This window comes from Glycomyces dulcitolivorans, assembly GCF_003265355.1.
Taxonomy (GTDB): Bacteria; Actinomycetota; Actinomycetes; order Mycobacteriales; family Micromonosporaceae; genus Glycomyces; species Glycomyces dulcitolivorans.
Genome location: NZ_QFRW01000327.1, coordinates 25446 through 49015, shown reverse-complemented (window position 1 = coordinate 49015; position 23570 = coordinate 25446). Strand labels below are relative to the sequence as shown.

18 protein-coding genes are annotated in these 23570 nt (G+C 71.1%); 9 read left to right on the top strand and 9 right to left on the bottom strand.

The window, feature by feature from the left end; genetic code table 11:
• Positions 1 to 41: 41 nt before the first annotated feature.
• Positions 42 to 1424: an RNA-guided endonuclease InsQ/TnpB family protein gene (locus tag DI269_RS25285; RefSeq protein ID WP_198667744.1), complete on the top strand. Its 1383-nt coding sequence runs from the start codon at positions 42 to 44 to the stop codon at positions 1422 to 1424.
• Here DI269_RS25285 and DI269_RS25280 read toward each other — a convergent pair.
• Positions 1348 to 2352 carry a Gfo/Idh/MocA family protein gene (locus DI269_RS25280; protein WP_112141191.1) on the bottom strand — a complete coding sequence of 335 codons (1005 nt, stop codon included), beginning with the start codon at positions 2350 to 2352 and terminating at the stop codon, positions 1348 to 1350. The two genes, DI269_RS25285 and DI269_RS25280, sit on opposite strands and share 77 nt — an antisense overlap.
• 179 nt (positions 2353 to 2531) lie before the next feature.
• Here DI269_RS25280 and DI269_RS25275 point away from each other — a divergent pair, with 179 nt between their 5' ends.
• Complete coding sequence (locus DI269_RS25275; protein WP_112141189.1) at positions 2532 to 3176, top strand: copper resistance CopC family protein; 645 nt, start codon at positions 2532 to 2534, stop codon at positions 3174 to 3176.
• A 40-nt stretch (positions 3177 to 3216) separates the two neighbouring features.
• Here the strand turns inward: DI269_RS25275 and DI269_RS25270 are convergent, their stop codons facing one another.
• The 5 genes from DI269_RS25270 to DI269_RS25250 are packed head-to-tail and all read right to left on the bottom strand — an operon-like array spanning position 3217 to position 6200.
• Positions 3217 to 3645: a molybdenum cofactor biosynthesis protein MoaE gene (locus DI269_RS25270; protein WP_112141187.1), complete on the bottom strand. Its 429-nt coding sequence runs from the start codon at positions 3643 to 3645 to the stop codon at positions 3217 to 3219.
• Positions 3636 to 4799 (bottom strand): molybdopterin molybdotransferase MoeA, encoded by a 1164-nt coding sequence (locus DI269_RS25265; RefSeq protein ID WP_112141185.1) that lies wholly within the window; start codon positions 4797 to 4799, stop codon positions 3636 to 3638. Before DI269_RS25265 ends, DI269_RS25270 begins: the two co-directional genes overlap by 10 nt.
• The gene (locus DI269_RS25260) at positions 4796 to 5287 is read right to left on the bottom strand and encodes a MogA/MoaB family molybdenum cofactor biosynthesis protein (protein WP_112141183.1); all 492 of its coding nucleotides are present in this window, start codon (positions 5285 to 5287) and stop codon (positions 4796 to 4798) included. Before DI269_RS25260 ends, DI269_RS25265 begins: the two co-directional genes overlap by 4 nt.
• Positions 5275 to 5742, bottom strand: coding sequence for a cyclic pyranopterin monophosphate synthase MoaC (gene moaC, locus DI269_RS25255; RefSeq protein WP_112141181.1), 468 nt, complete (start codon positions 5740 to 5742; stop codon positions 5275 to 5277). The genes DI269_RS25260 and moaC overlap by 13 nt, the downstream gene beginning before the upstream one ends.
• Before the next feature lie 53 nt (positions 5743 to 5795).
• Entirely contained in the window at positions 5796 to 6200 is a 405-nt protein-coding gene (locus tag DI269_RS25250; protein ID WP_112141179.1) for a hypothetical protein, read from the bottom strand.
• A 125-nt stretch (positions 6201 to 6325) separates the two neighbouring features.
• On the opposite strand from DI269_RS25250, the gene DI269_RS25245 reads away from it, so the two are divergent.
• Together DI269_RS25245 and DI269_RS25240 are read left to right on the top strand one after the other, a co-directional pair.
• Complete coding sequence (locus tag DI269_RS25245) at positions 6326 to 6694, top strand: hypothetical protein (RefSeq protein WP_112141177.1); 369 nt, start codon at positions 6326 to 6328, stop codon at positions 6692 to 6694.
• A complete protein-coding gene (locus tag DI269_RS25240) occupies positions 6684 to 7094 on the top strand; it encodes a hypothetical protein (RefSeq protein ID WP_112141175.1) in 411 nt (136 codons plus the stop codon). The genes DI269_RS25245 and DI269_RS25240 overlap by 11 nt, the downstream gene beginning before the upstream one ends.
• On the opposite strand, the gene DI269_RS25235 is transcribed toward DI269_RS25240, so the two are convergent.
• Both DI269_RS25235 and DI269_RS25230 read right to left on the bottom strand, forming a co-directional pair.
• Entirely contained in the window at positions 7087 to 7713 is a 627-nt protein-coding gene (locus tag DI269_RS25235; RefSeq protein WP_112141173.1) for a hypothetical protein, read from the bottom strand. The two genes, DI269_RS25240 and DI269_RS25235, sit on opposite strands and share 8 nt — an antisense overlap.
• On the bottom strand, positions 7710 to 10130 hold the full coding sequence (locus DI269_RS25230) for an FtsK/SpoIIIE domain-containing protein (RefSeq protein WP_112141171.1): 2421 nt from the start codon (positions 10128 to 10130) through the stop codon (positions 7710 to 7712). Before DI269_RS25230 ends, DI269_RS25235 begins: the two co-directional genes overlap by 4 nt.
• A 329-nt stretch (positions 10131 to 10459) precedes the next feature.
• Here DI269_RS25230 and DI269_RS26640 point away from each other — a divergent pair, with 329 nt between their 5' ends.
• The 3 genes from DI269_RS26640 to DI269_RS28740 all read left to right on the top strand — a co-directional run bounded on the left by DI269_RS26640 (position 10460) and on the right by DI269_RS28740 (position 18445).
• The gene (locus tag DI269_RS26640) at positions 10460 to 11116 is read left to right on the top strand and encodes a DUF1449 family protein (protein WP_115509868.1); all 657 of its coding nucleotides are present in this window, start codon (positions 10460 to 10462) and stop codon (positions 11114 to 11116) included.
• 138 nt (positions 11117 to 11254) lie between these two features.
• Positions 11255 to 13318 (top strand): SPFH domain-containing protein, encoded by a 2064-nt coding sequence (locus DI269_RS25220; RefSeq protein WP_112141169.1) that lies wholly within the window; start codon positions 11255 to 11257, stop codon positions 13316 to 13318.
• 183 nt (positions 13319 to 13501) lie between these two features.
• Positions 13502 to 18445, top strand: coding sequence for a DNA repair ATPase (locus DI269_RS28740; RefSeq protein WP_112141167.1), 4944 nt, complete (start codon positions 13502 to 13504; stop codon positions 18443 to 18445).
• A gap of 141 nt (positions 18446 to 18586) precedes the next feature.
• On the opposite strand, the gene tnpB is transcribed toward DI269_RS28740, so the two are convergent.
• A complete protein-coding gene (tnpB, locus tag DI269_RS25210) occupies positions 18587 to 19831 on the bottom strand; it encodes an IS607 family element RNA-guided endonuclease TnpB (RefSeq protein WP_112141165.1) in 1245 nt (414 codons plus the stop codon).
• 306 nt (positions 19832 to 20137) lie between these two features.
• On the opposite strand from tnpB, the gene DI269_RS25205 reads away from it, so the two are divergent.
• Complete coding sequence (locus tag DI269_RS25205) at positions 20138 to 20815, top strand: hypothetical protein (protein ID WP_112141162.1); 678 nt, start codon at positions 20138 to 20140, stop codon at positions 20813 to 20815.
• Between the two features lie 147 nt (positions 20816 to 20962).
• Positions 20963 to 23566, top strand: a complete 2604-nt coding sequence (gene clpB / locus DI269_RS25200) for an ATP-dependent chaperone ClpB (protein ID WP_112141160.1) — start codon at positions 20963 to 20965, stop codon at positions 23564 to 23566.
• Positions 23567 to 23570 lie beyond the last annotated feature (4 nt).

Genomic DNA, 23570 nt, shown 5'->3' with positions numbered 1-23570 from the left:
AGATCCACTGAATTGTCGTACCCTTGGTTTAGGTTTGAGGGGTGCTACTTCGTTATCGGTACCGGGTGTATCCGACAGCGCCACAGCGGGTTTCGCTCGCGCGGGCGTTCGGGTCGGCCCGGGTCGTCTACAACGACGCGGTGGCTGCGAGGAAGCACGCACACGCCGATGGTCTGCCGTACCCGACCACGGCGGTCCTGTCGAAGCAGTTGATCACCGAGGCGAAACGCACTCCTGAACGGTCGTGGCTCGCCGAGGTGTCGGCCGTGGTGCTCCAGCAGGCTTTGGCGGATGCCGACCGGGCGTTCCAGAACTTTTTCGCTTCGGTCAAGGGGAAGCGAGCCGGGGCTCGGGTGGGCCCGCCGCGGTTCAAGCGGCGGTCGAACACGCAGACGATCCGGTTCACCCGCAACGCCCGGTTCAAGGTGCTCGGGAACGGGCGCCTGCGGTTGCCGAAGATCGGGGACGTGAAGGTGGCCTGGTCTCGGGCAATGCCTTCCGAGTCCAGCTCGGTCACGGTCGTCAAGACGCCAACGGGGAAGTACTACGCAAGTTTCGTCGTAGCCGTCGAGGATGGCGCGAACCTGCTCGAACCGCTCACCGATCCGGACGCTGAGACCGGGATCGATCTCGGGCTCAAGGATTTCGCGGTCCTGCGCGGGGGCAGGGTGATCGAGTCACCGAAATTCTTCCGCAAGCTCGAACGGAAGCTTGGGAAGGCGCAGCGGGTGCTGGCCCGCAAGACGAAGGGCTCGGCGAACCGGGCCAAGGCCCGGGTTCGGGTCGCGAAGGTCCACGAGAAGATCAAAGACACCCGGTCCGATTGGGTCGACAAGCGGGTGAAGATGTTGGTGGGCGAGAACCAAGCTCTCTATGTCGAAGACTTGTGTGTCAAGGGCCTGGCTCGGGGGCGGGCGGCGAAGTCGATTCATGACGCGTCGTTCGGCATGTTCCTTGCCCGGCTCGAATCTAAGGCCGCACGTTCGGGCCGGACGTTCGTCAAGGTCGACCGGTTCTTCCCGTCCACCCGGTTGTGCTCAGCGTGCGGGGCGCTCACCGGACCGAAGGGCTTGGAGGGCTTGAAGGCCCGGGAGTGGGCCTGCGGGTGCGGCGCGATCCATGACCGGGATGCGAACGCGGAGATCAATATTCGCCGTGAAGGTAAACGTATGGTGGCCGAGGGGCACTCGGACACGGTAAACGCCTCTGGAGGAGACGTCAGACCAGGGACACCTGGCAGACTCCGCAACCCCCGCATGGGACAGAATGAGGAACCCGTCCGTAGCGGTGCCGTGTCAACGGTGCCCGAGCCGGGAATCCTCGTCCCTTTAGGGCGCGAGGAGGATGTCAAGACTGCTTCGGGTGGGTCTCGCCGGGGTAGCGGAGCCCGATCTGGGCCCGCACCTCGTCGAGGATCTCCATGACCTCGATGGTGGACTGCGGCGGCACCAGGGTCGACTCCAGCCGGCCCTGCCGCAGTGCGCGGTGCACTTCGAGCGCCTCGTGGACGTAGCCGTGGCCGACGTACGGCGCCTCGAACTCCCGGGACGGCCCGTCGTACCGGACCAGCGTGTACCCGCTCGGCCGGTACGCGTAGTCCCGCAGCTCGATCCGGCCCTCGGTCCCCGCGATGACGACCTCGTTCCCGGGCCCGCCGCGGTAGGAGCACGACAGCTGCGCGACCGCCTTGGGGTACTTCAGGGTGATCGCGGTCTGCGCGTCGACGCCGGTCACCTCGTCCATGACGGCGACGGCCGACACCGACTCGGGGACGCCCAGCGCCAGGTGCGCCAGCGTCACCGGGTACACGCCCAGGTCGAGCAGGGCGCCGCCGGCGAGCTCGGGATTGCGCAGCCGGTGCGAGGGCGGCAGGTCGCCGCCGCCGAACGAGAAGTTCCCGTTGACGGACACGACCTCGCCGATCATGCCCTCCTTGATGGCCCGCCGCATCTCCCGGATCGCCGGGTTGCAGCGGGTCCACATGGCCTCCATGAGGAACCGCTGGTGCTCGCGGGCGACGTCGAACATCGTCCTGGCCTGTGCGGCGTTGTACGCGAACGCCTTCTCGCACAGCACGTGCTTGCCGGCCTCCAGCAGCCGGAGCGTCGGCAGATAGTGATGGGAGTGCGGGGTCGCGACGTAGACGATGTCCACCTCGTCGCTCGCCGCGAGCGCCTGGACGGAGTCCAAGGCGTGAGGGATGTCGTACTTCTTGGCGAACGCGGCGGCGCGCTCCGCCGATCGAGAGGCCACAGCGGTGACGCGGCAATCGTCGAGGAGGGCAAGATCTTCCACAAAGGTCGATGCGATTCCGCCGGTCGCCAGGATTCCCCATCGGATCGGTTCAACCATGGACGTAAGCACACCACAACTTCCGGCGATCGTCAACACGAGGGTGAGCGGTACTATCTCCGCCAACCGGGCCTTTTTCGCGCAACCCGGTGACGGTGTGTGATCGCGTCTCGTCCCCTGGTAGGCGGTGTGACGATTCCCCCACTGGGGAACCGGTCCGGCCGTGGCACTATGGCGAAATGCAGACGACCCGAATCAAAGGCGGCATCGCGCTCGCGCTGGCCGCCCTGGCCGGCGGGGCGATGTCGCTGGGCTGGTCCCTGGTGACCGCCGCCCCCGCCTCCGCGCACGCCGCGCTCACGGGCACCGACCCCGAGGACGGCGCCGTCCTCGCGGAGGCGCCCGCCGAGGTGTCGGCGACGTTCTCGGAGAACCTCGACGGGCCCTCCACCGAGATCGCGGTGACCGACCCGGCCGGTGCGGTCATCGACGTGGCCGACCCGGCGTACGACGGCGACACGTTCACCCAGCCGATGCTGTACACGACCCCCGGGACCTATATGGTCGCGTTCCGGGTGATCTCCGAGGACGGGCACCGCATCGACGACTCCCTCGAATTCACCGTCGAGTCGATCCCCGAGGGGCTCTACGCGCCCGGCTCGAAGCCGACGACCGACGCGACCGAGAGCGCCGCCCAGACCTCGGCGGCCCCCGAGTCGTCGTCCGAGGAGGCGACCACCGCGGCAGCGGCCGAAGAGGACTCGAACGCCGGCGCCGCGCTCGCGGCGATCCTGCTCGGCCTGCTCATCATCGTCGTCGGCGGCGTGGTCCTGGTGAAGACCTTGGGCCGCAGAAAGAACGACGCCGGCACCACCGAGAGCTGACTCAGGGGCAGTTCACTCACTCCGCTGTGCCGCCGGGTCCTCAGGGACAGTTCACCCATTCGTCCGTGCCATCGTCGAAGTACTGGTGCTTCCAGATCGGCAGGCGGGCCTTCACCTCGTCGACCAGGTCGGCGCAGGCGTCGAACGCCTCCTTGCGGTGCTCGGCCGCGACGGCCCCCACCAGCGCCGGGTCGCCGATCGCGAGGTCGCCGACCCGGTGCGAGACGACGACGCCGCGCACCCCGGGCCGCGCCGCGATCTCCTCGGCGATCCGCCGCAGCTCCTCGTCCGCGGACGGGTGGCCCTCGTAGGACAGCGAGAGGACCCCGCGGCCGTGGTCGTGGTTGCGGACCACGCCCGCGAACGAGACGACCGCGCCCGCTTCGGCGGCGGCGACCGCCCGTTCATGCTCCTGGACGTCGAGCGGGGCGTCGACGACTTCGGTCCTGATCACGTTGCTCACTGCCAAACCCCCGGAACGGTCGCGAGGTCGACGACGCGCCCGGCTGAGGCCGCGTCGTCAGGAGGGACCACGGCGAACCCGGCGGCGCCCGCGAGGCCGCGGAGCATCGCCGAACCGTGGTGGGCCAGGCGCCGCCCGGCCGGGTCGACCAGCGCGAGGTGCGTGAACGAGCCGCGGCCCGGCACGTCCTCGGCGAGCTCGACCGTGCGCAGCGGCGGCAGCGGCAGGCCGCGCAGGCCCGCCAGGAGCGGCGCGACGATGGTGACGACCGCGATCACGGCCGACTGCGGATTGCCGGGGAGCCCGGCGATGAACTTCCCGTCCGCGGTGCGCGCCAGCAGCATCGGGAACCCCGGGCGCACGGCGACGGTGTTGAGCACGTACTCGGCGCCGATCTCGGCGAGCGCGGCGTGCAGGTGGTCGACCGGGCCGACCATGGTGCCGCCGGTGGTGCACACCAGGTCGGCGTCGGCGAGTCCCTCGCGCAGGGCCGCGACGTGCGCTTCGAGCGTGTCCTCGACCGGGCCGAGGCTCGGCCCGGCGTCGGCGCCCGCGGCCGTGAGCAGGTGGGGGACCATCGGGCCGAGCGCGTCGCGGATCCGGCCCTTCCCGGAGACGCCGCTGGTCAGCAGCTCGTCGCCGAAGACGACGACGCGGGCGCGCGGCCTCCCGTGCGCGGGCAGCGTCAGGTGCCCGGCGGCCGCGGCCAGGCCGATCACCGGCGGGGTGACGGGCGTGCCCGCGGGCAGCAGCTCCTCGCCGCGCCGGGCCTCCTCGCCGGCCTCGCGCCACTCGGGCGCGTGCGGGCCGTCGACGAACCCGTCCTCGACCGCGCTGTGCTCCAACCGGATGATGCCGTCGGTGCCTTCGGGCACTTGCGCGCCGGTCGCGATCTTCACGGCCGCACCGGAACCGAGCTTCTCGGGGATCTGCCCGGCGAGCACTTCGCCGGCGATCCGCCACGGGGCCGGCCCGGCGATCGCCCAGCCGTCCACGGCGGAGGTCGGGAACGCGGGCAGGTCCGACACGGCCACGAGCGGCGCGGCCAGCGCCGACCCGGCGGCCTCGTCGAACGCCAGCTCGGCGGGGGCCGGTTTCGCGTCGTAGCCTGCGGCCCAAGCGGTCTCGCGGGCCTGCGTCCAGGTGATGGGGTCGGTCATGCGTTCCTCTCATGGTCGCCGTCGTGCAGCTGGGCGACCGCGTGCTTCACGAACTTCGCCGTCAGCACGGTCAGCCCGTCCTTCGCGGCGCCCCTCGACCCGGCGAGGTTCACGATCAGGGTCCGGGAGGCGACGCCGGCGATGCCGCGCGACAGGGCCGCGTGCGGGGTCTTCGCGAGGCCGACCGCGCGGATCGCCTCGGCGATCCCGGGGACCTCGAAGTCCACGACCGAACTGGTCTCCTCCGGGGTCAGGTCGAGCGTGGTCAGGCCGGTCCCGCCGGAGGTGACCACCAGGTCGGCGCCGTCGGCGACGGCCTGCCGGAGCGCCCGGCCGACCTCGGCGCCGTCGTGGACGACGACCGGGCCGGTCACGTCGAAGCCGCCGGCGCGGAAGCCCTCCACGAGGATCGGCCCCGACTCGTCCTCGTACACCCCGTCGGCCGCCCGGTTCGAGGCGACCACCACGGTCACTTTCACCTGTGCCATGCGCCGGTCTTCCCCCCGAGCTTCTCTTCCACCTTGATGTCGGTGATGACCGCGGCCGGGTCGACCGCTTTGACCATGTCCACCAACGTGAGGCCCGCGACCGACACGGCAGTCAGGGCCTCCATCTCGACGCCGGTGCGGTCGGCGGTCTTGACGCGCGCGGCGATGTCCACGCCCTCGTCGGTCACCGTCAACTCGACCTTCACCCCGCTGATCGCGATCGGGTGGCACAGCGGCACCAGGTCCGGGGTGCGCTTCGCGGCCATGATCCCCGCGATCCGCGCGGTCGCGAGCGCGTCGCCCTTGGCCAGGGAGTTCTCCCGCAGCGCCGCGACCACCTCGGGCGTGGTGACGAGGCGGCCGGTCGCCAGGGCCGAACGCTGCGACACGTCCTTGCCGGACACGTCGACCATCCGGGCGCTGCCGTGGGAGTCCACGTGGGTGAGGTCTGCCATGCAGCGAAGTCTAGCCGCGGGGAGTGACGGCGCCGAGGTTCTGAAGCGCGCGGCTACCGGCTCCGGACGCTGCTCAGGATCGCGAGGTTCACGCCCACGCCGCTCGCGAGCGCCGGGAAGACGAGGATCAGCGGGAGCAGCGCCTCGAACCGGGACGGCAGGCCGAGCCCGGGCAGGGGCCCGACCAGGACGTCCGGCTCCATGCCGGCCTCGTAGTCGCCGAGGATCGTGATCGGCTCCGGGCCCGAGCCCTGGTCCACGGTCGCGCCCGACCGCATCCAGTTCCCGTCGGTGCACCAGGTGCCCACGCAGAACGGCTCGTCCGGGTTCGGTTCGACCGTCGCGGTCCGGTACTCGCCCCAGAACAGGTAGGAGACGCACCAGACGACCACGGTGAGGGGCACGGCGACCCACAGGAACAGGCCCAGGGCGATGCCGGCCGACTTGACGAAGCGCATGGAGTTCTCCGGAGCGTGGTGGTCGAGGGATTCGAGGGTCCACTGAGATTAGCGGTGCCCGATCCGGATCACGGCGCGGCGGCCGCCCGGACCCGCCGCCGCGGGCCTGTATTAGCGTCGGGTGCGTGATCGAATGGCTCTACCTGGCCGCCCAGGCCGCGGCGCTGGCGATGAGCGCCTGGTTCTTCGTCGAGACCGCCCGCTCGCAGCGGGTGGGGCGGCGCCACTTCGTGGGCGTCGGCGTCCTCGAAGCCGTGCTGCTCGCGCAGCTGGTCGTCGGGATCGCGATGGTGCCGGGCGAGGCCGGCGGCGGCAAGGCGCTGTTCTTCTCGTATCTGGTCACGGCCCTGCTGGTGCCGGTCGCGGCGGCCTTCTGGGGTTCGATCGACCGCAGCCGCTGGGGCATCGGCACCGTGGCGGCCTCCGGTGTCGTCGTCGCGGCGCTGCTGCTGCGCATCCACCAGATTTGGGAGTTCCAGATCCATGTCGGCTGAACCCCAGGCGCGGGCCCCGCGGTCGCTCGCGGACGGCTTCGGCCGCCTCATCGTGCTCGTCTACGTCGTGTTCGCGGTCTCGGCGGGCGCCCGCGCTGGCTACCAGGTCGCGACCAAGTTCGGTGACGCGCCGGTGAGCTTCACGCTGAGCGCCGTCGCCGCCGCGATCTACCTGGTCGCGGCGGTCGCGATCATCCGCGGCGCGGCCCGCACCGCGCTCGCGGCGGTCGGGATCGAACTGGTCGGCGTGCTCGCCGTGGGCGCGTTGAGCTTCGCGGACCCCGGCTGGTTCCCCGAGCCGTCGGTCTGGTCCCACTTCGGTTCCGGGTACGGGTACGTCCCGCTGGTCCTGCCGGTCGTCGGGCTGGTCTATCTGATCAAGCGCCGCCGCTCTAGCTGAAGAACCCGAGGCACGCGACCACCAGGGTCGAGCCGCACAGGACGAGGCCGAGGCGGAAGTTCCGCTCCAGTTTCGCGTGCTCGTCGCCGATGCGCGGGCGCGAGGCGACGCCGATCGTCAACCAGCCCAGGCAGAACGCCGCCAGCGGTGCGGCGATGAGGATCGCGCCGAGGACGATCGCGCCGGTGAGGTCGTCGGCGCGCACGGTGCGGAGCACGAAGAGCTGCACGACGACGCACGCGAGCGCGAACACCCCGTAGACCAGCCCGTTGCGCTCGTCGGCGCGCCACCGAGGCAGCCACGGGGCCCGGTGGGCGAGGTACTTGGCGTCGTCGAGTTCGGTTGCGGCCGTATGGAGGTCCTGTTCGGCGGCGGCGAGTTCGGCGTTCGGGTCGCCCAGAGGTGCGGGTGCGGCGCTGCGCTGCGGGGGCGCGGTGCGGGCGGTTCGGGCGAGTTCGTCGACGGCGGCCCGCTGGGAGGCGGCCTGCTCGGCGAGCCGCTGCGTGCGCTGCCCGAGGGTCTCAGCGACCGTGGCGGTCCGGGCGGCGGCCTCGTCGGCGGTGCGGCGGGCCTCGTCGAGGCGCCGCAGCTGCGCGAGGTAGTCGTCGAAGGCGCTCACTGGCGGGTCCTCTCGATCGAGCCTTCGCCGCTGCGCTGCGGGCCGGGCGCGTGGCCTTCGGGGCGCGAGAACGGGACGACGAGGCGCCCGCCCGCGGTGTCGGCGTGCCGGTCGACCAGGAGCGCCCGCCCGGGCCGGGGCGCCCAGTGCTGGAACTGGGGTCCGAAGTGGCCCATGATCTCCGAGCCGGGGAGGTTGAGGACGAGCGCGCAGGCGACGTCCTCGCGTCCGGCGCTGCCGCCGATGTCGTCGGTGAAGCGGCGGAGGTTGCGCCACCAGCCGAGGAGGTGGACGCCGCGGGCCGGGCCGGTCCGCAGGAGGTCGCGGAGGGCCTTCTGCCCCTTGGCGTCCAGGGCGGCGGCGTCGAGGCCCCAGGCGGCGAGGACGGTGCCGTCGGGGATCTCGGCGAGCGTCGCCGCGAACGCGTCAGGGGCGACCTGCGCGGCGGTGCGCCGCAGGTCGGCGTGGCCGGTGAAGTCGACGCCCCACACCTGGGTCCCGTTGCCCGCCAAGGTTTCCACTGCGGCTTCGAGGGCTTCGCCGCCGACGGGGTCGGAGCCGAGGATCGCGAGGCTGCGGCCGGGCCGGCGGTCGAGGTCGACGCCGGCGGCGGCGAGGTGGAGTGAGACCTCGCGGCCCAGGAGCGCGCGTCCCGGTTTCCGTTCCCCCGGAAGGGCGTCGGCGAGGTGGACGGGCCGGTAGCCGTAGAAGACGCGGGGCGCGCCGACCCCGGCGTGGGCCCGCCCGAGCTGCTCGCGCAGCCGCAGCATGACCTCGGCGTCGGTGTCGGGGAAGCGGGCGATCCGGTCGGCCCCGGCGGTGCCGCCCTCGGGGTTGACGACGACCTGCCCGAGCGAGATCCGCGCGGCCGCATCGTTGTTGGGCTCCAGGACGGTGCGCGCGCCGGGCAGGGCGATGCGCATCGGGAACTGCCCGAAGATCGAGTCCTTCTTCGCCCACAGCGCCTCGATGCCGGAGATCGTCTGCGAGGCGAGCACGAGGTGGACGCCGTACGAGCGGCCCTTGCGCGCCAGGTTCTCCAGCAGCGCCACCGCTTCGGAGGCGACCCGGTCGTTCCCGGCCAGGAGCACCTGGAACTCGTCGGCGACGCACACGATCCGCGGGTACGCCTCGTGCTGGCGCAGCCCCGCGAACGAGTTGGTGCCGTAGCGCTTCATGACGTTCGAGCGCCGCGTCATCTCCTCGTTGAGGGTCTTGAGGACCGCGAGGCCGTACTCGCGGTCGGACTCGACGCCGACGGCCCGCGCGTGCGGGATGAAGCTCGGGTCGCGCTCGGTCGGGATGAACTCGGTGAACGACACGCCCTCTTTGAAGTCGAGGAGGAACAGCGCCAGATCCGAAGGGGCGTAGCGGGACGCGAGCCCGTACAGGACGTCGAGGAGGAACACGGTCTTGCCGCCGCCGGTGCGTCCGCCGACGAGCCAGTGCGGGGTCGCGTCGTCGAACCGCAGCCGCACCTCCCCGGCCGCGTCGCGCCCGATGAGGACTTCCAGGCCCCGGGCCGGGTCGCCGGCCTCGGGGGTCGCCGGGATGAGGTCGGCGAACGTGAGGGTCGCGGCGGCCCTGGCGCGCTCGGCGAGCCGCAGGGCCTCGCCCGCCAGAAACGACGGGTCGGGGGCCTCGGGCCAGGCGACCGGCGCGGCCAGGCGGTCGCCGCGCCCGAACGGCGCCGCGGGCGGGTTCGCGACCTCGACATGGTCCCCGACGGCGTGCATGACGGCGGCCTGCGGGAGGTCCGGGAGGCCGCAGCCGAGGACCGTGACCCCGTGCGCGAGACCGGACCTCGCGAGCGCGTCGATCCGCTCCACGAGGGTGCGCGGCGCGTCGCCGAGGGAGGCGACGACGAGCAGGAGCCGGTCGGTGCGGCGGCCCGCGATGTGCTCGGCCACTTGGGATTCGGCGAGCGCGACGGCATCGGCGGCGGCGCGCGCGTCGGTCGCGACCGCTTCGATGACGCCCGCGTCGGCGAGGGGCCGCAGGGGCGCGAACGAGGCGCCGAGGGTCGCGGTGTCGATGCCGACGACGCGCAGCCCGTTCGGTTCGCGGGTCGCCACGGCGTGCAGGACCGCGGTCCGCACCAGGGCCGCGACGCCCTCGACGCGCGCGTCGACCGAGGTCGCGAGGTGCCCGCGGGACCCGAACGGGACCAGCAGCGGGATCGAGCGGCCCTCGTGCAGGACGATGCGGCCCGCTTGGAGCAGTTCGGGATCGGTGCGCAGGTGCTGGGCCGAGGCGGCGGCCGCGTCGGATATCTGACGTTCCGCGGCCAGGAGCGCGGGGTCCACAGGGGTCTGGAAGGCGGCGTCGCCGAGCCGCTGGGCCGCGAGGGCGGCCCGGGCGGCGGCCGTGTCGCAGGCCGCGGCCGCGTTCGCCAGCGCAGTCTGGAAACCGGGCACCTGGCCTCCCCTTCAAGCGGGTTCGGGACCGCACCGGGCGCGCCCGGACGGCGACTGTACAACCGGTCACACCTTATCGCGGGACGCCACGGCGCGCCGTGGCGCGGGCGCGAACGTCCGCTTTGCGCAACCTTCCCCCGGAGGGACGCGTGCATTACCCTAGAAGCAAGCCCGATCTCGCTGACCCGCGAGTGCCCTGACCCGCCATACCCGCGCGTGCGGAACGCCCCGCGCGCACGGCCCACAGCAGAACCGTCGACGCGACCCGCGCGCCGCCCCGCGGCGTCCGCGAGCCGTCCCCCGGATTCGCCGAGAAGGACCCGTGCCCCATGAGTGAGTTCCTGGATATCGCCCTATCCTTCCCTCCGGTCGTCTTCTCCTTCGGGCTCGTCCTCGTGGTCCTGTACTGGCTCGCCGTCGTCGTGGGCGCCCTCGACGTGGACGTCGTCGACGTCGGCCCCGACCCCGAGATCGAGGCCGGCGGCTTCTGGGGCGCGTTCGGGTTCGGCGCGGTCCCCTTCACCGTCGTCCTGTCCCTGTGGATCACCCTCGGCTGGATCGTCACCGTCCTCGGCACCACGTGGGTGCGCAGCGCTGACGTGTTCATCCCCGCCGCCGCCTCCGGCATCGCCGTGCTCGTCGCCGGCCTCGGCGTCGGCATGCTCGGCGCGAAGCTCCTGACGCGCCCGCTCGCGCGGCTCTTCGACGACGCGCCCGCCACGAACCACGCCGACCTCGTCGGCAAGGTGTGCATCGTCCGCACCGGCACCGTCACCCTCGACTCCGGTCAGGCCGAGGTCATCGACGAGGAGGGCGCGGTGATCCTCATCAACGTCCGCCGCTCCGCGCACGAGCCCGCGGGCATCGACGACAGCCTCTTCGCGCGCCACTCCAAGGTCGTCGTCTTCGACTACGACCAGGTCGACCAGGTGTTCCTCGTCGTCCCGGTCGCGCTTCCTCCGGACTTGGACATGCTCGGGGTATAAGGGGCCTTTGAGGACTTCGCCCGTCCCGGGATCGTGCCGCGGGCGCCCGCGCGGACCCCGCGACCGGCGGGCCTTGGCTATCGTGAAGCCACGCCCGTAACTTCCGACCCCCCTCGAAGTCTCGTAAGGAACCACCGAATGGACGCCTCCAACTCGGCTACCCTGATCACGCTCGTGGTCGCCGCCCTCATCTTCCTGGGCCTGCTGCTCATGATCGTCCGGCTCTACCGGAAGGTCGCCCCCGGCCAGGCGCTCGTCGTCACCAAGCTCCGCACCCGGAAGGTCTCGTTCACCTCCGCGCTGGTCCTCCCGATCATCCACCGGGCCGAGTACATGGACATCTCGGTGAAGACCATCGAGATCAACCGCGCGGGCAAGGACGGCCTGATCTGCCAGGACAACATCCGCGCCGACATCTCCATCACGTTCTTCGTGCGGGTCAACGCCACGGTCGACGACGTGCTCAACGTCGCCGGCGCCATCGGCACCAAGCGCGCCTCCGACCAGGAAACGCTCCAGGAGCTGTTCAACGCCAAGTTCGCCGAGGCGCTCAAGACCGTCGGCAAGCAGCTCGACTTCACCGACCTGTACACCAACCGCGACGAGTTCCGCGACCGCATCCTCAACGTGATCGGCACCGACCTCAACGGCTACTCCCTTGAGGACGCCGCGATCGACTACCTCGAGCAGACCCCCATGGATCAGCTCGACCCCAAGAACATCCTCGACGCGCAGGGCATCCGCAAGATCACCGAGCTCACGGCGAAGGAGTCGGTGACCACCAACGAGCACCGCCGCCACGAGGAGAAGGAGATCAAGCGCCAGGACGTCGAGGCCCGCGAGGCCGTCCTCGAACTCGAACGCCGCCAGACCGAGGCCGAGATCCGCCAGCAGCGCGAGATCGAGACCCTCCGCGCCCGCGAGTCCGCCGAGGTCCAGAAGGTCCAGGCCGAGGAGCGCCTCAAGTCCGAGACCGCGCGCATCAAGACCGAGGAGGCCACGGGCATCCAGCACGAGAACCGCCTCCGCGAGATCGCCGTCGCCGAGAAGAACCGCGAGCGCGTCCTCGCCGTCGAGACCGAGCGCATCGAGAAGGACCGCGTCCTCGAAGTCGTCGCCCGCGAACGCGAGGAAGAACTCGCCCGCATCGCCGCGAACAAGGAGCTCGAAGCGCAGAAGCGCGACATCGCCGACGTCATCCGCGAGCGCATCGCCGTCGAGAAGACCGTCGCCGAGCAGGAAGAGGGCATCAAGCGCCTGCGCGCCACCGAAGAGGCCGAGCGCGAGCGCCAGCGCGTCATCATCCTCGCCGAGGCCGAGGCGCAGGAGAGCCTCGTCAAGGACATCAAGCGCGCCGAGGCCGCCGAGGTCGCCTCCAAGCACCTCGCCCGCCAGCGCCTCACCGAGGCCGAGGCCGCCCAGCAGGCCGCCGAGCTCGAAGCCCGCGCGAAGATCCGCCAGGCCGAAGGGGACCAGGCCATCGCGGCCGCCCCGGGCCTCGCCGAGGTCCAGGTCCGCGAGGCCGAGGCCGACGCGATCGAGAAGGGCGGGCTCGCCGAGGCCAAGGCCGCCGAGGCGAAGGGCAAGGCCGAGGCCGAGGCCCAGGCCGCCATCGGCAAGGCCGAGGCGACCGCGACCGCCGCGAAGGGCACCGCCGACGCGAACGCCCTCAAGGAGCGCCTGCTCGCCGAGTCCGCGGGCCTCACCGAGAAGGCCGTCGCCATGGACGCGCTCTCGAACGCCTCCCGCGAGCACGAGGAGTACCGCCTCCGCCTCGAAGCCGAGAAGGAGCTGCGCGCCATGGAGATCGAGGCCCGCCGCTCGATCGCCGAGCAGCAGGCCGGGGTCATCGCGGCCGGGCTGTCGAAGGCCGACATCTCCCTGGTCGGCGGCGACACCCAGTTCTTCGACCGGGTCGTCGGCGCCATCGGCTACGGCAAGGCCGTCGACGGCTTCGTCGCCCACTCCGAGGTCGCCCAGACCGCGGTCGCCGCGTGGGGCAACGGGTCCACGTCGTTCGCCGAGGACCTCAAGGGCGTCCTCGGCGGGATCGGCACCGAGGACGTCAAGAACCTCACCGTCTCCGCCGCGCTGCTGAAACTCATCAACGGCGGCGGCGACGAAGGCGCCCTGAACGGCCTGCTCGCCAAGGCGAGGGAACTCGGCGTCGCCGAGAAGCCCGCCCTGGAGATCGCCAGGTAGCCGCGACCGGGCACCGCGGGCCCCGCCACCCCAGGGGCCCGCGGTGCCCCCGCGGCGCCGGGGCCGACCGGCCCGTCACGCCCACCGCACATCAGCCGTTCGCTCCGGTTCGCGGGTGCTGTCTGGAACCAGCACCCGCGGACCGGAGCGGGACATCCGACCCGAACGCTCCCAGGGGAACCCATGGCCGAAGAGAAGACCGCCGCAGCCGCACCCGCCGACCCCGCCGCGCAGAGCCTCGACGGCGGCACGTACGAGGTCCTCTCCTCCCGCCTCGCCGGCTACGCCGCCGAGCTCGCCGACCGGGCCGAGGCCCTCAACGCCGCCCGCACCGGCGCGTTCGGGTCCACCGAGCTCACCCTCCTGGGCACCACCCGCATCCGCACCGCGAACAACTGCGTCCCGCGCGACATCGCCCGCGTCGGGGACCGCCTCCTCTTCGGCTACAACGTCCACATGGGACTCAAGTCCCAGACCGGCGTCGCCGACGTCTTCGCCCTGCACGACTTCGAACGCGACAACGGCAATTTCGCGTTCACCGAGGTCACCGAACCCGGCCACGTCCTCGACGACCCGAAGTTCACCACCGACTTCACCGAGATCTACCGGTACTACCGCTCCGCCGAACTCCTCCAGGTCCGCGAGGTCGACACCCGCCTCCTCGCCGTCTTCAAGATCGGTGAGCAGCTCGCCGACCAGCGCGTCCTGCGCTGGCAGCTCCAACCTGACGGCACCGCCGCCTACATCGACGCGCGCGGCGAGGCCGATGCGGTCTGGCCCGAGCCGTACGACTTCGAGTGGACCCAGACCACCCGCGAGCACCACGTCACCGGCCGCCACCCGCACGTCTCCATCGAGGACGAGATCTTCGTCGAGTGCATCAACGGCGACCTCACCGTCAAGATCGAGGACAACACCGACTCCGGCGAGGGCGTCTACTCCGAGCCCGTCGCCGAGCCCCTCCAGTCCCTCGCCGACGCCGAGATCGCCTACGCCCGCATCGGACCCCTGATCATCCTGCGGATCCTCCCGTACAAGGAGACCGTCGCCCGCCACCTCGTCTACAACACCCGCACCGCCACCGTGGTGCGCGCCGACGCGATCGGCGCCGCCTGCCGGCGCCTCCCCGAGGACCACGGCGTCATCTTCCCCGGCGGCTACTACCTCAACGAGGGCAAGCTCAAGACCTTCGACCACGACAGCGCCGGCCTGCGCTTCAAGAAGATCATCCGCTCGCCCAACGGCGAAGACGTCCTCTACGTCTTCTACGACCAGTCCGAGGGCCGCTCGCTCCTGCTGCCGTACAACGTGATCCGCAAGGAGGTCGCGGCGCCGATGAGCGTCCACGGCTACGCGGTCTTCGACGACGGCACCCTCGTGGCCTTCCGCAGCACCGGCGACGAGGCCACCCGCGTCCACCCGATGCAGGTGTGGGCCACCCCGTTCTGCTCCGAAGCGCACGCCGCCGCAACGGAATCCGGCGACACCCCGATCCACCGCATCGGCAACGCCGAGGCCGTCCGCGCCGTCTCCGACGCGCTCTCGGTGGCCCGCATGGTCCGCGAGATGCAGCCCGCGCAGGCGGTCTTCGAGGCGCTCATCGCCGCCGCCGTCCGCTGCCTCGACGACTACCCTTGGCTCGGCGACGAGGGCCTCCACGGCCTGGACGCCAGCCTGCGCCAGGTCCGCGACACCGCCGAGGCCGTCCTCGACGAGTACGCCACGGTCGCCGAGCTCACCGCCGAAGCGACGAAGGCCCTCGAACTCGCCCAGACCGACACGGTCAAGCTCCTGCGCCGCGCCCGCGGCGAGACCCCCAAGAGCGCAGAGGAATGGGTCGGGCTCCTCACCGAGCTGCGCGGCGCCTCCGGGCACCTCGTGACGCTCCGCGAGACCCGCTACATCGACCTCGCCGGCATCGACGTGCTCGCCGCCGACGTCGCCGAATCCCTTGCGACCACAGGGCGTCGGGCCGTCGCGTTCCTGGAGCGCGAGGACGCCTTCACCGCCTACCACGAGCAGATCGCCGACCTCGAACGCAAAGCCGAGGCGATCGAGACCGTGGCCGAGGCGAACCCGGTCCTGGAGGACCTCGACGCCCGCCAGAAGGGCCTCGAAACCCTCACCGAGGTCGTCGCGAACCTCGACATCGGCGACGCCGTCGTGCGCACCGCGATCCTCGGACGCGTCTCCGAAGTCCTCGCCGCCGTCAACCGCGCCCGCGCCGCGCTCGGCGCCCGCCGCCGCGAACTCGCCGTGGGCGAAGGCAAAGCGGAGTTCGCCGCCGAGTTCGCGCTCCTCGGCCAGTCAGTCACCGCCGCGATCAGCGCCGCCGACACGCCCGCCGCCTGCGACGAGCAGCTGGGCCGGCTCCTGCTCGCCATCGAGAACCTCGAAACCCGCTTCGCCGACTTCGACGAGTTCCTGACCCAGCTGGGCGACAAGCGCACCGACGTCTACGAGGCCTTCTCCTCCCGCAAACAGCACCTCCTCGACGAGGCCGCCCGCCGCGCCGAACAGCTCGCGGCCTCCGCCGACCGCATCCTCGAAGCCGTCGCCCGCCGCACCCTCACACTGTCCTCACTGGACGAAGTGAACACGTACTTCGCGACCGACCCGATGGTCGAGCGCCTGCGCAAGGTCATCGGCGAACTCCGCGGCCTCGACGACACCGTCCGCGCCGAGGAGATCGAGGGCCGCATCGCCGCCGCCCGCGCCGAGGCCGGGCGGGCCCTGACCGACCGCATCGACCTCTTCGACGGCGACGCCGTCAAGTTCGGCGAGCACCGCATCCCCGTCAACACCCAGCCCCTCGACCTGACGCTGGTGCCCACGGGCGACGCACTCGCCTTCTCGCTCACCGGCACCGACTACCGCCACGTCGTCGACGACCCGGAGTTCCGCAAGACCGCCCGGTTCTGGAAGCAGCACCTGCCCTCCGAGGACGAGACCGTCTACCGGTCCGAGCACCTCGCCGCGGTCCTCCTCCACGAGCACGGCGCCGCGAAGCTCCTCGCCGAACCCGACCTCCCGAAGTTCGTCTCCGCGGCCGCCGCCGAACGCTACGACGAGGGCTACGAGCGAGGCGTCCACGACGCCGACGCCGCCGCGATCCTCGCCGAGGTCCTGCGCCTGCAAGGCACCGCGGGACTGCTGCGCTTCCCCGCCGCCGAACGCGCCCTCGCGCGCCTGTTCTGGCACACCGCGGACGGTGACGAGGCCATCGATGCCAAAGCGCTCCAGGCGACCTGGACCGCCCAGGCCCGCTCGCTCGCCCGCGCCCGCGACACCTTCGGCCGCGCCGACGTCATGACCGGCCTCGTCGCCGACCTCGAAGCCGCCCTCGCGGGCTTCCTGACCGCCGCCGGCCTCACCGCCCGGGCGCAGTCCCCGTTCACGCCCGATCCGCGCCTCGCCGCCGAGTACCTCGCCGAGCAGCTCGCCTCCGGCACCGCGTTCGCCGCCTCCGACCGGGCCCGCGCCCTCCTCGCCGCCTTCGAGAGCCACATCGGACCCACCGCGTGGGCCGCCCTCGACGACGACCTCGCCGCCCTCGGCGCCGTCGGACTCCGGTGGGACCTCGCCTGGAACTGGCTCGACGCCTTCACCGCCCAGGCCGACGGCGACCGCTTCGACCGCGCCGACCTCCCCGAGGCCCTCGCGCTGCTCGTCGCCCCCGGCGACGCCACCGCCCTCGCCGCCGAACTCACCGCCCAAGTCCCCGGCCTCCTGGGCACCCACGCGCGCATCGAGAACCGCGTCCTGTCCTTCCGCCTCGACGAGTTCCTGGCCCGCACCGGGCGGTTCCGCCGCGACGTCCTCCCCGGCTACCGCGCCTACCAGCGCCGCCGCGCCGACGTCATCGAAGCGCACCGCAGCACCCTCCGCATCGAGGAGTTCAAACCCAAGACGATGGCCGGGTTCGTGCGCAACCAGCTCATCGACGACGTCTACCTCCCCCTCATCGGCGCGAACCTCGCCAAGCAGATCGGCGCCGGCGCGGGCGAGGGCCGCCGCACCGACCAGTCCGGGATGCTCATGCTCATCTCCCCGCCCGGCTACGGCAAGACGACCCTCATGGAGTACGTCGCCGACCGGCTCGGAATGCTCCTGGTCAAGGTCAACGGCCCCGCGCTCGGGCACGAGACCACCTCCGTCGACCCGGCCGACGCGCCGAACGCGACCGCCCGCGCCGAGGTCCAGAAGATCAACTTCGCGCTCGAATGCGGCTCGAACGTCCTGCTCTACCTCGACGACATCCAGCACACCAACCCCGAACTGCTCCAGAAGTTCATCTCCCTGTGCGACGCGCAGCGGAAGATGGAGGGCGTCTGGAACGGCCGCACCCGCACGTACGACCTGCGCGGCAAGCGATTCGCGGTGTGCATGGCCGGCAACCCGTACACCGAGGCCGGCCAGAAGTTCCGCATCCCCGATATGCTCGCCAACCGCGCCGACGTGTGGAACCTCGGCGACGTCCTCTCCGGACGCGACAAGGTCTTCGCCCAGTCCTACATCGAGAACGCGCTCACCTCGAACAAGGTGACCGCCCCGCTCGCCGGGCGCGGCCGCGCCGACGTGCAGCTGCTCATCCGCCTTGCCGCTGGCGACCCGACCGCCGCCCCCGACGGCCTCGCCCACCCGTACTCGGCGGGCGAGCTCGACCAGGTGCTGTCCGTGCTCCGCAAGCTGGTGCGCATCCAGGAGACCGTGCTGCGCAACAACCTCGCGTACATCGCGTCCGCCGCGACCGACGACGCCGCGCGCACCGAGCCGCCGTTCCTGCTCCAGGGCTCGTACCGGAACATGAACCGGCTCGCGGAACGAGTCGTTCCGGTCATGAACGACGACGAACTCGAAGCGGTGATCGACGACCACTACGCGGGCGAGGCGCAGACCCTCGCCTCCGGCGCGGAGTCGAACCTGCTCAAACTCGCCGAGCTCAGAGGACGCCTGGGCGGCGACCGCGAGACGCGCTGGGAGGCCGTCAAGGACGCCTTCCGCCGCGAGCAGACCCTCGGCGGATCGAGCGACGATCCAATGTCGAGGGCGGTCGGCGCCATCACGCTGCTGTCGGACCGCGTGGCCGGAATCGAGTCTGCTCTTCAGCGAAGGCATGTTGACTGACCCGCGGCGCTAGCCCGCAGTGCCGTTCGAATTCCGTGGGCTTCTGCCATGGGATCCGATCCTCATAGGATTGACCGACCATCAGGTCGGCCTTCCCGCAGCAGTACCGCTGCCAGCGGGGCTGGTCTTGTGCGGTTTCTGTCAGGCTGTTTTAGCGTCGCCCGGCAACTCCAGGTCGACGGCTGCGTGCACCAGGTTCGCCAGGTTGCGCGCAGCATTGGCATCGCGGTCGAGCACGAATCCGCAGTGCTCGCACCGGTAAGTCCGCTCGGACGGGGACAGCTTGGCTTTCACCGTCCCGCAGTTCGAGCAGGTCTTCGAGGAGGGCAGCCACCGGTCGGCCACCACGATGTTCCCGCCGTTCCAGGCGGTCTTGTACGCGAGCTGCCGCCGAAACTCGCCCCACCCGGCATCCGAGATCCTGCGGGCGAGTCTGCGGTTCTTCACCATCCCGGCGACGTTGAGGTCTTCGACCACGATGGTGCCATAGGTCCGTGCGAGCCGGGTGGTCAGTTTGTGCAGGGCATCGCGACGCTGTTCGGCCACTCGGGCATGTGCTTTGGCAAGGGCGTCCTGGGCCCGGAGCCAGCGGGCGGACGGCGGAGTCCCGGGTGCGGGGCCCTGCCGTCGGGCGAGTCGACGTCCCGCCCGGCGGAGTTTTGAAAGGGCCTGGTCAAGGTGTCGCGGGTTGGGAATGAACTCGCCGGTGGACAGTACTGCAAGATGTTTGACTCCGAGGTCGACGCCGACCACCGCGGTCGGGCGCTCAGGCACCCGTTCTCGATGCTCGATCTCGCAGGTGAAGGACACGAACCAGCGGCCCCCTCGCCCTTTGGAAAGCGTGGCCGACAGGATGCGGCCGGTTCCGCGGCGAAGGTGCCGGTGAAGCTTCGCGGTGTTCTCACATGTGCGGATCGTTCCGAGGCGGGGAAGCGTGAGGTGTCGGCGGTCGTCTTCGACGCGGATCGCACCGGTCGTGAACGAACACGAGAGGCGGGAGCGACGCGTCTTGAAGCGTGGGAAGCCCATCGGCCTACCGGCGCGCCTACCCTGCTTGGACCCGCGCCAGTTCTTGAGCGCGGCGGCGAGGTCTGCGCAGCCGGAGGCGTATGCCTCCTTGGAGTTCTCGCTCCACCAGGGCGCGACCGAATCCTTGCGGGAGTTCCATGCCTTCCGCAGCCCGTAGGCCGACCATTCCACGTTCGGAGTCAGATCCGGCTCGGCGATGCCGTAGGACCGTTCGGCCTCTCGCTGATCGAGGTTTGCCTTGACCAGGGCGAGCATGTGGTTGTACACGAACCGGCGCCCGCCGCAGTGGGACAGAAAGGCCGCTACCTGCTCGGCGCGCGGGTCGAGCGCGAACCTGTATGCCCTCACCACCTTCATTCGTTCGCCTCCTCGGGTCGGTCAATCCTGGGAATTTCATACACCGGATCTAACGAATGTCGACCCGGAAAGTGACGCCGATACACAAGAAATTCTTTGCTCCGGGTCGTGCGGGCGGCGAAGCCGGATCGTCTTGATCGCAACCCGAAGCGTTCTGGAGCTGGACCAGCGCAGCACGGTACGGTAGACCTCGCCCGCTCCTTTGAACATCGGTGCATGGCAGCACGCGTAAGCACTCACAACAAAACAGCCACGAAGCGGTTTTCAAGCCCTGCAACCGCTGACCATTGAATGAGGGAGGTCCCCGTGCCGACGAAGACGGGAGATAAGGTCCGGATCATCGTCCTGGGCACCGGCCCCGACGCCGACACCGCCCGCGCGATCGCAGAGTCCGACGCCGATGTCGCGCTCGCCAAACAGTTCACCAAGACCGTGACCCACCTGGTCGTCGACGACACCGTCAAGCCCGCCGAGCCCCGCGTGAAGAAGGCCGAGGAGGCCGGCGTTCCGGTCCTCACCGTCGCCGAGTTCCGCGACCTGCTCACCGCCGGCGCCGAGGACGAGGAGTCCGCGGCCGAGGAGACCGCCGAAGCCGCCGAGGTCGACGAGGCCCCCGACGCCGGCCCCGAGGTCGTCGACGAGCCCGAGACCGCCGCCGCGACCGCGGACGTCGAGCCCGAACCCGTCGCCGAAGCCGAGCCCGAGCCCGTCACCGCGCCCGCGGCGGAGCCGGTCGAGGAGCTGGAGCCGGTCGCCGAGGACGAGAAGCCCTCGGAGGCGGCCCCGACTGACACCGTCGAGACCGAGCCGGTCGCCGAGGCGATCGACGAGCCGGAGGAGACCGCGGCCGACCCCGAGAAGGCCGTCCCGTCCCAGGCGGAGGCGCCCGCCATCGAGACCACCGACGCCGGGGCCGAGAAGTCCAAGCCCGGCTTCATCGCCAAGATCAAGTCGATCTTCGGTCTCACCGGCGCCCGCAAGTAGCGTCCGGAAGCCGAAAGCCCCGAGCCCGCAGGGCTCGGGGCTTTACGCTTTTCCCGGTTCGCTAAGGGCGAACGCGTAAGGTTTCGACGTTAAAACTTGAGCCGTCTAGACTCAACTTGCTACCCGACGAGAGGAAGGCAGACCGCAGTGGACGTCAACCGCCTGACCACCAAGAGCCGCGAAGTGATCTCCCAGGCCGCGCGCACCGCCGCCGCGAACGGCAACCCCGCCGTGGAGCCCTGGCACCTCCTCGACGCGCTGCTCACCGTCGACGGATCCACCGCGCCCGGCCTCCTCCAGCTCGTCGGCGTCACGCCCGGCACCGTCTCCACCGAGACCGAGCGCCGCATCGACGAGCTGCCGTCCGCTTCCGGGCCGTCGGTGTCCGAGCCGTCCATGGCCCGCGACTCCCTGCGCGCGGTCAACGCCGCCGACAAGATCGCCACCGACTACGGCGACGAGTACGTCTCCACCGAGCACCTCCTCGCCGGCCTCGCCCAGGCCGGCGGCGAGACGGGCCGCCACCTCGCCGACCTCGGCGCCACCGACAAGAAGCTCATCAGCTCCTTCCCCACGCTGCGCGGCGGCGACCGCAAGATCTCCTCCTCCGACCCCGAGCAGGGCTACAAGGCCCTGGAGAAGTACGGCGTCGACCTCACCGAGACCGCCCGGTCGGGCAAAGTGGACCCCGTCATCGGCCGCGACACCGAGATCCGCCGCGTCATCCAGGTCCTGTCGCGGCGCACCAAGAACAACCCGGTCCTCATCGGCGAACCCGGCGTCGGCAAGACCGCCATCGTCGAGGGCCTCGCCCAGCGCATCGTCGCCGGCGACGTCCCCGAGTCGCTGCGCGACCGCCGCGTCATCCTCCTCGACCTCGCCAGCATGATCGCCGGCGCCCAGTACCGCGGCCAGTTCGAGGAGCGCTTCAAGTCCGTCATGGAGGAGATCAAGTCCTCCGACGGTGAGATCATCCCCTTCATCGACGAGCTCCACACCATGGTCGGCGCCGGCAAGTCCGAGGGCTCCCTCGACGCCGGCAACATGCTCAAGCCCGCCCTCGCCCGCGGCGAGCTCCACATGATCGGCGCCACCACCCTCAACGAGTACCGCGAGCACATCGAGAAGGACGCCGCCCTCGAACGCCGCTTCCAGCAGGTGTACGTCGGCGAGCCGTCCATCGAGGACACCGTCGCGATCCTGCGCGGCCTCAAGGAGCGCTACGAGGTCCACCACGGCGTCCGCATCACCGACTCCGCCCTCGTCGCCGCCGTCCAGCTCTCGGCCCGCTACCTCCCCGACCGCCGCCTCCCCGACAAGGCCATCGACCTCGTCGACGAGGCCGCCTCGCGCCTGCGCATCGAGATCGACTCCCGCCCCGAGGAGATCGACCAGGTCGAGCGCGCCGTCCGCCGCCTGGAGATCGAGGAGACCGCCCTCCAGAACGAGACCGACGACCCCGCCTCCGCCGAGCGCCTCGCGTCCCTCCAGCGCGAACTCGCCGACCAGCGCGAGCGCCTCGCCGTGCTCTCGCGCCAGTGGGAGTCCGAGAAGGGCCGCATCTCCAAGGTCTCCGACATCAAGGAGGAACTCGACGACCTCAAGACCCAGGCCGAGCGGGCCGAACGCGAATACGACCTGGAGAAGGCCGCCCAGCTGCGCTACGGCCGCATCCCCGAACTCGAAGGCCAGCTCGCCCAGGCCGAGGCCGACCTCGCCAGCGCCGACACCGACCCGGCCCACCAGCCGATGCTCAAGGAGGAGATCGACGCCGACGAGATCGCCGACGTCGTCTCCGCGTGGACCGGCATCCCCGCCGGGCGCCTCCAGGAGTCCGAGACCCACAAGCTCCTCCACGCCGAGGAGGTCCTCGGGGAGCGCGTCGTCGGCCAGCTCGAAGCGGTCACCGTCGTCTCCGACGCGCTCCGGCGCGCCCGCGCGGGCCTGTCGGATCCCAACCGGCCCACCGGGTCGTTCATCTTCGCCGGCCCCACGGGCGTCGGCAAGACCGAGCTCGCGAAGGCCCTGGCCGAGTTCATGTTCGACGACGACCGCGCCATGATCCGCATCGACATGGGCGAGTACACCGAGCAGCACTCGGTCGCCCGCCTCATCGGCGCGCCGCCCGGCTACGTCGGCTACGAGGAGGGCGGCCAGCTCACCGAGCCGGTCCGCCGCCGCCCCTACTCCGTGGTGCTCCTGGACGAGGTCGAGAAGGCCCACCCGCGGGTCTTCGACACGCTCCTCCAGGTCCTCGACGACGGCCGCCTCACCGACGGCCAGGGCCGCACCGTCGACTTCCGCAACGTCATCCTCATCATGACCTCGAACCTCGGCTCCTCGGCCCTGGTCGACCCGCTCCTGGAGGACTCGGCGAAGCGCGACCAGGTCCTGGCGTCGATCCGCAGCCACTTCAAGCCCGAGTTCCTCAACCGGCTCGACGACATCGTCATCTTCCACGCGCTCGAACACGACCACCTCAAGGAGATCGTCACCGTCCAGCTCGGCCACCTGGAGCGCCGCATGGAGACCCGGCGCCTGCGCCTCGACGTCAACGACGCCGCCAAGTCCTGGCTCGCCGACCGCGGCTTCGACCCCGTCTACGGCGCCCGCCCGCTCCGCCGCCTCATCCAGTCCGCCATCGGCGACCCGCTCTCCCGCGAGCTCCTCGAAGGCAAGATCATCGACGGCGACACCGTCAAGGTCGCCACCACCGACCTCGGCGACAAGCTCACCGTCACCAAGGGGTAGTCCG

Excerpts from the sequence above, each read along its gene's own strand:
- DI269_RS25280 (WP_112141191.1), bottom strand. The coding sequence starts at position 2,352 with ATGGTTGAACCGATCCGATGGGGAATCCTGGCGACCGGCGGAATCGCA.
- DI269_RS25275 (WP_112141189.1), top strand. The coding sequence starts at position 2,532 with ATGCAGACGACCCGAATCAAAGGCGGCATCGCGCTCGCGCTGGCCGCC.
- DI269_RS25265 (WP_112141185.1), bottom strand. The coding sequence starts at position 4,799 with ATGACCGACCCCATCACCTGGACGCAGGCCCGCGAGACCGCTTGGGCC.
- DI269_RS25260 (WP_112141183.1), bottom strand. The coding sequence starts at position 5,287 with ATGGCACAGGTGAAAGTGACCGTGGTGGTCGCCTCGAACCGGGCGGCC.
- moaC (WP_112141181.1), bottom strand. The coding sequence starts at position 5,742 with ATGGCAGACCTCACCCACGTGGACTCCCACGGCAGCGCCCGGATGGTC.
- DI269_RS25250 (WP_112141179.1), bottom strand. The coding sequence starts at position 6,200 with ATGCGCTTCGTCAAGTCGGCCGGCATCGCCCTGGGCCTGTTCCTGTGG.
- DI269_RS25240 (WP_112141175.1), top strand. The coding sequence starts at position 6,684 with ATGTCGGCTGAACCCCAGGCGCGGGCCCCGCGGTCGCTCGCGGACGGC.
- DI269_RS26640 (WP_115509868.1), top strand. The coding sequence starts at position 10,460 with ATGAGTGAGTTCCTGGATATCGCCCTATCCTTCCCTCCGGTCGTCTTC.
- DI269_RS25220 (WP_112141169.1), top strand. The coding sequence starts at position 11,255 with ATGGACGCCTCCAACTCGGCTACCCTGATCACGCTCGTGGTCGCCGCC.
- DI269_RS28740 (WP_112141167.1), top strand. The coding sequence starts at position 13,502 with ATGGCCGAAGAGAAGACCGCCGCAGCCGCACCCGCCGACCCCGCCGCG.
- tnpB (WP_112141165.1), bottom strand. The coding sequence starts at position 19,831 with ATGAAGGTGGTGAGGGCATACAGGTTCGCGCTCGACCCGCGCGCCGAG.